Source organism: Pseudomonas sp. PvP009, from assembly GCF_017832995.1.
Taxonomy (GTDB): domain Bacteria; phylum Pseudomonadota; class Gammaproteobacteria; order Pseudomonadales; family Pseudomonadaceae; genus Aquipseudomonas; species Aquipseudomonas syringae.
Genome location: NZ_JAFIBG010000001.1, coordinates 3490249 through 3501130, shown reverse-complemented (window position 1 = coordinate 3501130; position 10882 = coordinate 3490249). Strand labels below are relative to the sequence as shown.

Genomic DNA, 10882 nt, shown 5'->3' with positions numbered 1-10882 from the left:
AGCGTGGGCATGCCTTTCTGGACGCTCTGCGTCCTCTCTTGAGTGCGCGGAGGGGCATCGATTGTGACGCAGAGCGTCACGAACGGCATTCCCACGCAGAGCGTGAGGAACGATGGGTATCTGGGTTGGCGCGTGCCTCTCTGGGCGCTCTTGGGTACGAAGCGCTTAAAAATCACCGCGCAGGGTCAGGACGTAGTTGCGCGGGTCGCCGTAATAGTTACCGCGGTCGATGTCGCCGGTGGCCTTGTAGTATTTGCGATCCAGCAGGTTGTTGCCGTTGAGGGCCACCGACCAGTGTTCGTCGATTTTCCACGCGATCCGGGCATCCCAGATGGCCCGGCCAGCGTTATCGATGGGTTGGGTCGACTCGTGTTCCGAGTAGCCGCTCTGCGCCGAAACCCCGCCGCCGACCGTCAACCGACGCCAGGCGCCGGGCAGGGTGTAGCGGCTGGTCAGGCGCAGCATATGCCGGGGTGTTTCTGCTGAAATCGATTGCCCGTCGCTGCCGCGGGTGATGTTGAACGTGTAGCCGGCCAGGGTCTGCAATCCCGGTAAAGGCTCGCCGCTGATTTCCATGTCGACGCCCTTGCTGCGCCGGATATCACCGTTCAGGTAGCAGGTCCCATAGGCATCATTGCTCAGGCACTGACCCGCATTGGCATCATCCTCGACGGCCACGTCCTTCTGCTTCACATAGAACAGCGCCAGTGACACGTTCAGGCGTTTGTCGAACAGCTCGCCCTTGATTCCGGTTTCATGGCTGGCGCCGATGGCCGGATCAAGCAGCGTACCTGAGGCGGTTCGATAGGCGCTTTGCGGCAGAAAAATATCCGTGTAACTGGCGTACCACGACCAGTCCCGGCTGAGGTCGTAGATAACCCCCGCAAACGGCGTGACCTGGTTGTCCTCATGCGCGCGACGGTTTACGCCTGCGGACGTGGTCTGATAGTCATAGCTGCTGACCCGGCCACCCATCACCAGGCTCAAGGATTCTGTCAGGCTCAGGCGCAGGTTGCTGTAGACGCCATAGCGCTTGTCGCTGTAGTACGTGCTACTCCAGGCCGGGCGCGCAGGTTCGGCAATCGCGTCGTGGTCGGGGTTGAAGATAGCCAGCGGCTGATTGGCGTTGACCGTGGCATAGCGCGACTCGCGTTTCTGCACGGACCCGTTGCCGCCGACGGTCAACTGGTGAGTCAGGCCAAAGGCGTCGAACCGGCCGTCCAGGTGCGCGTCGATGCCATTGCTATGGATATCGTCCGAGCGGAACAGGGTTCGGACCAGTCGGGAACCGCTCTGCGTCGCTGGATCAATAGCGCCCTGTGCGTAGGCCACCTTCTGATCGAAAGCGCCATCGGAGTGGGTTGCCGACAGTGTGCCGCTCCAGCTCTCGTCAAAGCGGGTTTCCAGCTCGCTGAACACTTCGTCGGTGCGGGTCTGGTGGCGGTTCCAGTCCTGGGCCAGCGACGTGGAGCGCGGCAGGTCGATGGCCTTGCCGTTGCTGTAGCGAGGTAGACCGAAGATCGAAAAGCCTTGGGTGTCCGCGTTCTGATGGCGCACGCCCAGGGTCAGGGTGGTGTCTTTGCTCAGGTCGGTTTCCAGGATGCCGTAGAGCAACGGCGCGGTTTTCTGCAGACCATCGGTGAAATAGCCGCGGTCTTCATAGGACGTTACAAAACGCCCGCGGATGCTGCCGGAGTCGTTGAGTTTGCTGCTGCCATCCAGGTCGACCCGGTAGTTGTCCCAACTGCCTGCGCGGGTGGTGATCGACAGCTGCGGCAGGGCGGTCGGGCGCTTGCGCACCAGATTGACCGCGCCACCGGGGTTGCCTGCGCCGATCAGCAAGCCGGCCGCGCCGCGCAGCACTTCAACGCGGTCGTAGATTTCCATGTCCGGGGTCATCCAGCCGGTCACGCTGTAACCCTGACCGGCCACGCCATCGATGATGTAGCTCTCGTCCTCCAGCGCGAAGCCCCGCGAACTGAAGACATGAGAGCCGAAGTTACGTTGGGAAAAGGTGATGCCGGGCGTTTGGGCCATCACTTCATCAAGGCCGGTGAGGTTTTTGTCGTCCATCACCTGGCGGGTCATGACGGTGATCGACTGCGGCGTTTCGCGCAGCGACTGAGCGGTCTTGTTGATGCTCACGCCAGTGGCCGCATACGAGCCGCTACCCTCGGAGGTGATGCCGAACGAGTCGCCCTTGATCGCCACCGGCCCGAGATTCATGGTTTGTGCGGAGGCAGCAGCGCCAAGGGTCAGGGTGTTGTCTTCAAGACTGTGCGCTACGTTGGCTTTTTTCAGCAGATCGGCAACTGCCTGTTCGGGCGTCAGCCTGCCATGCACCGGGCTGCTGAGCTTGCCGTTCAGGTCGTCGGGGTTATAGAGGATTTGCAGATCGCACTGGCGGCCCAATTCCTTTAGCGCACTGCTCAGGGTCTGGGCCGGGATATCGAACTCGAATTCCTCTGCCAGTGCCTGTCCCTGAACACTCAACACCAGCAACAACCCCACACCGCCCAGACGCAGGCCGAGCGTTTTCACGCGGCCTGTGCGCAGACGGCTGGAGGATGTTTGCATGGGAGGGATGGCTCGTTGAGATCAATGGCGAAGGATAATGCATTTGCGGTGGAGTTGGTGGTATGCAGATGTTTGCTGAGTGTCCCGGCCCCCAGCGTTCCGCTCGCTCAAACGCTCATGGGCCAGTATGTTGTCCAAAAATGCATCGTCTGAACTACAGTCTTCGCGAACAAGTTCGCTCCCACGGCCTTCGGCCAGAATCAAAAGCGGGCTTGTGTATAACGCTGAATGCAGAGCGTAGGCGCTAGAATCACGCCTATCGTTTACTTATTTCAGAAATCCCCCCGCAAGGTCAGGACGTAGCTGCGCGGTTCGCCGTAGACGTTGGAGCGGTCGGTGGCGATCGAGGTGGTGTAGTACTTGCGGTCGAACAGGTTTTCGGCGTTGAGTGACACCTTCCAGTTTTCGTCCAGCTTCCATGACGCCCTGGCATCCCAGATGGCCCGACCGGCCACGCCCAGTTCTTTGTTGGACGGCACTTCGTAACCCGAATCCGCCGACACTCCAGCGCCCAGGGTCAGGCGGTTCCAGGCACCCGGCAGGTTGTAGCTGGTGTTGAGGCGCAGCATGTGTTTCGGCGTTTCGTAAGCCACATCCGAATCACCGTTGTTGCGCAGCATGTTGTAGGTGTAACCGCCGAACACTTGCAGCCCCGGTAGCACTTCACCGCTGGCCTCGACGTCGACGCCCTTGCTACGGCTGATGCCGTCCTGCAGGTAGCAGGAACCGTCGGAACTGGTAGGGCACAGTTCAGTGGTGTTCACATCAACGGCAGCCACATCTTTCTGTTTGATATAGAACAGCGCCATCGACAGGTTCATGCGCTTGTCGAACAGCTCGCCCTTGAAGCCGGTTTCGTAGTTGGAGCCGATGGCCGGGTCCAGTGGCGAGCCGCCAGCGGTGACGTAGTTGGCCTGTGGCGTGAAGATGTCGGCATAGCTGGCGTACCACGACCAGCTGTCGTTGATGTCATAGATCAGGCCGGCGAACGGGGTGAATTCCTGAGTCTGCTTGGATTCGTAACTGTTTGCCGCACCGGTTTTGACGTCGTACTTGTAGTCGTACCAGCTGAGGCGCGTGCCCAGCACCACGCTCAACGGTTCGCTCAGGTGAATACGCGTGTTGGCGTACAGACCCGCGCGTTCTTCGGTGGTGTCGATGTCATTTTGCCAAGCGGGACGGGCCGGTTTGGCAAACGCATTCTCGTTGACGTCGAAAACGTTGACTGCGGTGCGTCTGGTCACGGTCGCCTGATGTGTGTTGGCGTCCTGCTTCGACCAATCGGCCCCCAAGGTCACTTGATGTTCAAGGCCGAACGCGTTGAAGTTGCCTTCCAGCTGGCTGTTCAGACCGACGCTGTCGACCTCGTCCTTGCGAAACAGCGTGCCCTGAAAGTTGGAGCCCGCCAGCGTCACGGGATTCACTGCGCCCCTTGCGTAGGCAATGTTCTGATCGAAGCCACCCTGGGAATAGGTCAGCGACGTCCGGCTGGTCCAGTCTTCATTGAAGCGATGCGCGACTTCGGTGAACACCTCGGTCATGTCGCTTTCATGGCGGTTCCACTTCTGCGCCAGGTTGGTCGAGCGCGACAGGCCCAGCGACTGGCCGTTGCTGTAGCGCGGCAGGCCATAGATCGAGTAGCCGTTGATGACCTGTTCCTGACGACGCAGGCTCATGGTCAGGGTGGTGTCATCGCTCAGGTCGGCTTCGACGATGCCGTACAGCAGCGGCGTGCGGCTGTCGCGACCGTCCAGGTAGGAACCGCTGTCATCGTAGGCCGCGACCATGCGCCCGCGCAGGGTGCCTGAATCGTTGAGCTTGCCGCTACCATCCAGGTCGACCCGGTACTGGTCCCATGAGCCGGCGCGGGTGGTGATCGAGAATTTGTTCTCGGCGGTCGGGCGTTTGCGCACCAGATTGACCGCGCCGCCGGGCTGACCGGCACCGACCAGCAGCCCTGACGCGCCGCGCAGCACTTCCACACGGTCGTAGATCGCCATGTCGGGCTGCATCCAGCCGGTGATCTGATAGCCCTGACCGCCAATGCCGTCGACCAGGAAGCTCTCCGCCAGCAGCGAAAAGCCGCGCGAGGTGTACACGTGACCGCCGAAGTTGCGGTACTGGAAGGTGATACCCGGAGTGTCTTCCAGCACGTCGCTGAGGCTGGTGAGGTTGTTGTCATCCATGACTTGCCGAGTCACCACGCTCACCGATTGCGGTGTTTCGCGCAGCGATTGCGGTGCGCCCTTGCCGATACTCACTGCGCCGGTGGTGTAGGAACCGGTGCCGTCGGTGCTGGTGCCCAGGTAATGCGAGTCGATTGCGGTCGGGGCCAGATTGAGCGTGCCCGTCGTGTTCGAATCGTCTGCGACAGTTTCCTGCGCCTGGCCGGCCACCGGCATGCACAGCGCAAGACCCATGGCCGCCATGGATGGCCGGGAGCGGAACATCTGACTGAGCATCAACGCTTTGCTGAGCGGGGTGAGTCGTGATGGGTTGTGCATGAATTGGCTCTTTCCAGTGAGTATCGGCAAGGAGATCGGGAGCGTCGTTCAGGTCTGCGCAGTCGGGTCCAGCCGTCGACCGGGCAGGCGTGAGCTACTTTTTTATGGGGCGTTGCGCGAGAGATGGCTGGGCGCGCAATTCGCTGTTAATGAGAACGAAAGCGAATAACGTTTATTTAATGTTTTTTTCACAATTCACGAAGAAAGATGGCGCTTGGCTAGTAATTGAGCTTAGCGCGGAGTGCACAGGCAAAAAAAAGCCCCGCTCGCGGACGGGCCGGGCGGGGCGTTCAAGGCGTGGGTGAATCACACTGGAATGGTTTTATCGCGGGTTTTGCTGTGAACCTGTTCGACCTGAATCTGCCCGGCCTGCATCCGCACCAGCTGGTCGGCGACGTAGAAATAGCGGTCGTCATGGGAGATCACGATGATGGTCTTGCCCTGTTGCTTCAATTCTGGCAACAGCTCGGTGTAGAACACGCGACGGAACGCCGGGTCTTGATCGGCGGCCCACTCGTCGAACACCAGCACCTGCCGCTCGTCCAGCCACGCATTGATCAGCGCCAGACGCTTGCGCTGACCGGTCGACAGATCGGTGGTGGTGAAGGCCCCGTTCTCGATCCTGACCTTGTGCGCGATGTCCAGGCGCTCCAGGTATTTGCCCGCGTCTTGCGGCAGCGCGGCCTGGCCCTGCAACGGCTCGTCGAACAGGTAGTAGTCGGCGAAAATCGTGGTGAACAGCTGGCGGTAGTCATCCAGCTTTTCCGCAGTGACGGCCTGGCCATTGAGGCGGATCTCGCCCTGTTGCGGCGTGTATAAGCCCAGCAGCAGCTTGATCAGTGTGGTCTTGCCACAGCCGTTCTCGCCGACGATGAACACGATGTCGCCCTGTTTGATGCTCAAGTCGACCGGGCCAAGGTGAAAGGCGTCGCTGCCCTCGACCGGCGGGTAGTCATAGCGCAGGTTGTGCAGCTCCAGCGTGTGCATGCTGGCCAGCGAAGTCGGGCGGTCACTTACCAACAGGTGCGGTTCGGGGCTGGAGAATTTCCATGACAGCTCGGCAATGCGGCGCATGGCGACCTGCGCACGGCTGATGCCGGGCAGGGCAGTAATCAGGCGTTCCAGCGGGCCTTTCATGTACAGCATCACCAGCACGAAGCCGCCCAGTACGGTCTTTTCGGTCGTCGGCCAGAGCGCCTGAAAGGCAATGGCCATGCCGATCACCGCAAAGAACAGCATCGAGCCGAAGGTTTCCGCGCTGACGAAGATGTTGGCAGCGCGAATGTTCGAGCGGCAGATGTGTTCAGTGGCACCGTGAATCTTTTCGTCGAGCATGTGCTGACGACGTTTGCGCTGAATGCGCAGCTCCTTGGCGCCTGCGGACAGCGCCTGATAGTGTTTCTGCAATTCGTCTTCGCTGTTGCGCGCGGCCAGAATGCTGCGCATGCCGAACGCATGCGCCAGGTATTGCGCGCCGGTGCCGAGCACCACGGTGAGCACCGTCAGCGCCAGAATCTGCCAGGACAGCACGGCCAGATAGGCCAGGCAGCCTAGGGTGACGGTAAACGAAATCACCATCGGCGCGACCGACAGGGCAAAGGTGCTGATGGTGTTAACGTCATTGAGCAGCACCGGGATCAGGCGGTGCGCGCGATAGCGTTCAAGCTGCTCGATGGGCGCGACCAGCACCTTGGCCGCCAGCTCGCGGCGCAGGTTGGCGACGACTCGCTGGCCGACGTAATTGGTCGACAGGTTGGACAGGGTCGAACACGCCAGGGTCAGCACACACAGGCCGGCAAACAGCAGCGCGGTCTGCGTGTCCGGCCCGCCGGGCATGTTCATCGCGTTGTTGATGGTGGCCAGCAGGCCGGTCACGCTCAGGCCGCTGACAATCCCCAGCAAGGTCGACAGCGCCACCAGCCACCAGAACGGCTTGAGGATTCTCAGGGTTTCCTGGGCGAGGCTTTCAGTTGTGCGGGTCATGGTGTGTCTCGTCAGTGTCCGTGAGTGCGGCGTGGGCTTGTTCAGGCCGGGGGCGCATGAAGTCCGTCAGAGGTCGCGGGCGACCCGGAAACCCAGCCAGTCGCCCCGTACATCCGGCTGGCGGCTGTTGCGGTTGCCGGAGCGCGAGAAAATCGGCGCTTCGGTCCAGTCATTGCCGCGAATCATCTTCCAGGTGCAATCACCGGCCAGCCATGCGCTGCCATCGGTGGGCGCGCCGTTGTAGTTGCTGGTCTCGCAATCGGCAGTCCATTCGTAGACGTTGCCGTGGGCGTCGTAGATGCCGAAATCGTTGGGGCTGTAGCTGCCAGCGGGCGCTGTGTAGCTGAAACCGTCTTCCGGGCCGTAGGTGTTGGCGTGTTTGGCGATGCTGTAGGGCTTGCCTTCGTCCATCGGAAACGGGAAAGAGCCCTTGCTGCCGCCGCGTGCCGCGTATTCACGCTGGGCTTCGCTGACCATGTGGTAGGACTTGCCGGTCTTTTTCGACAGCCATTCGACATACGCCTTGGCTTCGTTCCAGTCCATGCACACCGCAGGCTGACGCGGGCTCAGCGGGTAGCGCGGCGTGCCGGCCTTGCACTCGCGGCCTGGCCGGGTATCGCCGTCCGGCATTTTGTAGCCGGAGCTCTTGATATAGGCATTCCACTCGCCGCTCAGCACCTGAAAACGGCTGATGGCGAAGGGTTTGGCGAAGGTCACGTCGTGCAGCGGGCCTTCGTCCGGCTGACGACCCAGTTCCTCTTCGGGCGCACCCATGGTGAAGGTGCCCGCAGGCAGCACGACCATTTCCGGGCAGTCCTTGCAGTCTTTGAACACTTTTCCGGGCGCGGGCACCGCTGCGGGCGTGGCGGCGAGGGTGGTGCCGCATAGCAATAGGCCGAGCAGGGCGGACAGGGGCAGCAGTGTTTTTTTCATGACGGGTCTCGATGGAAAACGGAAAACAGGTGATCAGTGCATTTGTGTCAGGCGCGCCGGGCGAGCAGCGTCATGAAACGATCGATTTCGGCTTCGCTGTTCAGCAGCCCCGGCGCGGTGCGCACCACCGGGCCGACGTCGCGACTCACCGCGTCAACGACCATGCGCTGCTTCATCAGCCAGGCCGCCACGTCGTCGCATGACTGGCCCTTGAGCCGGAAGAAGCTGAAGCCCGCCGACAGCGCAGGGTCCATGGGCGTCACCAGCTCGACATTGGGCTGGGCCTTGAGGCGCTGCTTGAGGTAACTGTTGAGCTGGTGAATGCGTGCCTGAACATCGGCCTTGCCCAGTTGCAGGTGCAGTTTGAAGGCTTCGTTCAACGCCCAGCGGTGTTCGAACGAGTGGTAGCCGCCGGGCGTCATGATCGTGCTGAAACCGCTGGCTTCCGAGAACGTCGGGATCAGCGGCGTGAGGTCCTTGACCTGTTCCGAGCGGGCGCAGACGATGCCGGTGCCGCGTGGACCGAACAGCCACTTGTGGGTGCCGACGACATAGAAGTCGCACTTCATCTCCGGGAAATCGAGGTTCTCGACGCCAAAGCCATGCACGCCGTCGACCACGTAGAGGATGCGGTCCTGGTCGTCACGGTTGCGGTTGTGTTCCTCGACCAGATCGCCGATGGCCCCGATGGGCAGTTTCACGCCGCTGCCGGACTGCACCCAGGTCATGCCCAGCACCCGCGTCTTCGGCTGGATGCTGCGCGCGATGGAGCCGATGATTTCATCGACCGAGACGGTAGTCGGGTCCTTGAACAGGCGAATCTTGCGAACCTGCGTGCCGTCGCGCTGCTGGCGGAATTTCAGGATGTCGCGGACGCAGGAATGCTCGTGTTCGGTGGTCAGAATCTCCTGATCCGGGCGCACATGAATACCGCCGTAGATGATCGCCAGGCCTTCAGTGGTGCTGCCGGTCAGGGCGATCTGGCCGGGTTGGGCGTTCAGGTACTTGCCCGCCCAGACGCGAACCTCGTGTTCGCGGCGCTCGGTCTCTCCCAGGTCCCAGTCCATGGCCAGACCGGGATTGCGGTCGATATGCGCGCGATGCTGTTCGATGGCCTGGCGAACCGGTGCAGGGTGCGAGGTGACCAGAAAATTGGAGAGGTGAACGTAGTCCGGGTCCTGATTGAACAATTGTTTCAGGCGCGTCCATTTATCGGTGGAGGCCGGTTGAGTGGCTGGCGTCATGGCCGCCGTTGCCAGGCTGGAGCCCAGTGGCAGGGCTGCGGCCAGCACTCCGGCATGTTTGAGAAAGGTTCTGCGATCAGTCATGAGCGTCTGCGCCTGAGGGTAGGGTAGCGGCGTTTGAGAGATTCATGTGCTTCACATCCGGGCGAGCGGCAGCCTGAACCTGCTCCCAGACACGCAGGAAATTGCCGCCCCACAGCTTGGTGATATCCGCCTCGGCGTAGCCGCGCTCGATCAGTTCGGCCGTCACGTTGCGGATCTCGCTGACATCGTTGAAGCCTTTCACGCCGCCGCCATCGTTGAAGTCGGAGCTGATGCCGACGTGGTCGATGCCGATTTTGCGGACGGTGTAATCGATGGCGTCGACGAAGTCCTTGACCGTGGCTTTGGGCTCCTCCTCGATAATCGCGTACAGCTTGCTGGCATAGGCGCCGAAGCGTTGTTCCGGCCAGACGGTGATGATCGGGTCGCCGGGCATCAGCGCCATGGCCAGGTTCGGCAGCGGTGGCAGGTCGAAGTCCTTGCGCAGCGCGTTGAGCTTGTCCTGGGTTTTCTGGCTCAGCGGCTTCAAATAGGCCGGGAACGCTACGATCTGCACCACGCCGCCGCTGCGCTTGATGAGCTGCAGTTCCTCGTCGCTGAGGTTGCGCGGGATGTCCACCAGCGCACGCGGCGCCGAGTGCGAGGCGACCATGGGCGTACGGCTCAGCTCGCTGACCTGTTGCAGCGCCTTGCTCGACATCTGCGACACGTCGATGATCACACCCAGGTCGTTGAGGCGGCGCACGGCCTGCCTGCCGATCTCCGACAGGCCGCCCAGTGCGTCGGGCGTGTCATTGAGAAAGGGCAGGGGGCGTGAAGAATCGGCCCAGCTGTTGTTGCCAACGTAACTGAAACCGAACATGCGCATGCCGCGTGCGGTCCAGTGGTCCAGCAGGCTCAGGTCACTGCCCAGCGGGTAGGCGTTGAGCATGCTGATGAAGATCGCAAACTTGCCTTCGCCGTGCAGGCGGCGCATGTCGTCCGGGGTGTAGGCGATGCCGACCTGATTGGGGAAATTTCGAACCATGCCGGTGATGATCTTGTAGCGCACTTCCTGCTGATGGCGTGCTTCGTCGACGAAACCGGGTGTCGGACGATGCGGGGCGTTGTCGCCGTTCCAGATTTCCGGCCAGCCGAATACCGTCAGTGCAGCCCCGGACAGGCGTCCGCGCGCGGCTTTCACCAGGTCGAACTGCCCCGAGCCGTCCTTGTCGGCTTCGTTGCCCTCGCTGCCGAATTTCATCGGCACGGTGATGTGGCTGTCGAAGGAAATGATCCGCTCCTGCAGGTCGTCGGCCTGTTGCATGACCTTGACCGGGTAGCCTGCTGGCGACCAGTAATTCCAGGCCAGAAAGCCCGTACCTGCACTGATTGCCAGGGCCAGCGGCAGGCCGATGAAGAGAGCTTTTTTCCAACTCGGTCTTGTCATTTCCGTCTCGTGTGATTAACCGTTGCGCAGCCTGCGACGGCTGTTGCTATCTGGTGGAGAACGAGCGGATCGCCGATAAATTTAGCGCGGGGTAATGGATGTAGGTGCAGCGCTAAATTTGTCTGCCGGGTTTACGTTCTAGCTTGGATAACGGCTGTCTCGGGGCTGGA

At 61.5% G+C, this 10882-nt stretch carries 6 protein-coding genes; all 6 read right to left on the bottom strand.

Features of this window, described 5'->3' with window-relative positions; translation table 11 throughout:
• Positions 1-165 precede the first annotated feature (165 nt).
• The 6 genes from JOE29_RS14900 to pvdM all read right to left on the bottom strand — a co-directional run bounded on the left by JOE29_RS14900 (position 166) and on the right by pvdM (position 10712).
• On the bottom strand, positions 166-2577 hold the full coding sequence (locus tag JOE29_RS14900) for a TonB-dependent siderophore receptor (protein WP_210079657.1): 2412 nt from the start codon (positions 2575-2577) through the stop codon (positions 166-168).
• A 272-nt stretch (positions 2578-2849) separates the two neighbouring features.
• Entirely contained in the window at positions 2850-5081 is a 2232-nt protein-coding gene (locus JOE29_RS14895; protein ID WP_024684592.1) for a TonB-dependent siderophore receptor, read from the bottom strand.
• A gap of 306 nt (positions 5082-5387) precedes the next feature.
• Positions 5388-7064 (bottom strand): cyclic peptide export ABC transporter, encoded by a 1677-nt coding sequence (locus tag JOE29_RS14890; protein ID WP_210079656.1) that lies wholly within the window; start codon positions 7062-7064, stop codon positions 5388-5390.
• 66 nt (positions 7065-7130) lie between these two features.
• On the bottom strand, positions 7131-7997 hold the full coding sequence (locus JOE29_RS14885; protein WP_024661643.1) for a formylglycine-generating enzyme family protein: 867 nt from the start codon (positions 7995-7997) through the stop codon (positions 7131-7133).
• A 47-nt stretch (positions 7998-8044) separates the two neighbouring features.
• Entirely contained in the window at positions 8045-9325 is a 1281-nt protein-coding gene (locus tag JOE29_RS14880) for an aminotransferase class V-fold PLP-dependent enzyme (RefSeq protein ID WP_210079655.1), read from the bottom strand.
• Complete coding sequence (pvdM, locus tag JOE29_RS14875) at positions 9318-10712, bottom strand: pyoverdine-tailoring dipeptidase-like protein PvdM (RefSeq protein WP_210079654.1); 1395 nt, start codon at positions 10710-10712, stop codon at positions 9318-9320. The genes JOE29_RS14880 and pvdM overlap by 8 nt, the downstream gene beginning before the upstream one ends.
• Positions 10713-10882 lie beyond the last annotated feature (170 nt).

Excerpts from the sequence above, each read along its gene's own strand:
- JOE29_RS14900 (WP_210079657.1), bottom strand. The coding sequence starts at position 2,577 with ATGCAAACATCCTCCAGCCGTCTGCGCACAGGCCGCGTGAAAACGCTC.
- JOE29_RS14895 (WP_024684592.1), bottom strand. The coding sequence starts at position 5,081 with ATGCACAACCCATCACGACTCACCCCGCTCAGCAAAGCGTTGATGCTC.
- JOE29_RS14890 (WP_210079656.1), bottom strand. The coding sequence starts at position 7,064 with ATGACCCGCACAACTGAAAGCCTCGCCCAGGAAACCCTGAGAATCCTC.
- JOE29_RS14885 (WP_024661643.1), bottom strand. The coding sequence starts at position 7,997 with ATGAAAAAAACACTGCTGCCCCTGTCCGCCCTGCTCGGCCTATTGCTA.
- JOE29_RS14880 (WP_210079655.1), bottom strand. The coding sequence starts at position 9,325 with ATGACTGATCGCAGAACCTTTCTCAAACATGCCGGAGTGCTGGCCGCA.
- pvdM (WP_210079654.1), bottom strand. The coding sequence starts at position 10,712 with ATGACAAGACCGAGTTGGAAAAAAGCTCTCTTCATCGGCCTGCCGCTG.